General features: G+C 43.9%; 1 protein-coding gene. It reads left to right on the top strand.

Going from position 1 to position 444, the window contains the following annotated elements:
• Positions 1-122 precede the first annotated feature (122 nt).
• A partial coding sequence (locus AB4585_RS26505) for a hypothetical protein (RefSeq protein WP_372171729.1) occupies positions 123-444 on the top strand: 322 nt, incomplete at its 3' end.

The raw sequence follows: 444 nt of genomic DNA, 5'->3' as shown, positions 1-444 counted from the left end.
ATCTTACGATCATAGCCTTGAATATAACTGTATGCTTTTTTGCGTATGTCTTTGGTGCTACTCACAACAGGCCAAAAACCTTTGCTTCAAGGTACATTCGTATTTGCGGTCGCCATTGGGGTGTGATATTTCATTTCGCACTCATTGTCGTCTTTGGTTTGGGTGTCTACTTCAGTAAGATGGAGTTAGAGGCTAGGTCGGAAGGTGTTCGTATTGCTGAGATATTTGCTGAATACTATGAGGTGCGTTCTGGTACGGTGCTGCCACAAGATGCTTTGGTGAATATGGATAGGTTTCAGGCGTATTCATACGGTCGCATCAATCCTAGTCGAATGAAATATCTATACCAGGCGTATGAGCGTTTGGGTTATCACAACATCGAATTATTGACGAATCGTGCCTTGTATGAGGTCACGCTGCAGGTGATTAGTGGTGAGACTGTCC

The sequence above is a fragment of the Vibrio sp. 10N.222.49.C9 genome (assembly GCF_041474985.1).
Lineage (GTDB): Bacteria > Pseudomonadota > Gammaproteobacteria > Enterobacterales > Vibrionaceae > Vibrio > Vibrio crassostreae_C.
The sequence above is the reverse complement of the archived record's forward strand: the minus strand, read 5'-3'. Positions and strand labels throughout refer to the sequence as shown.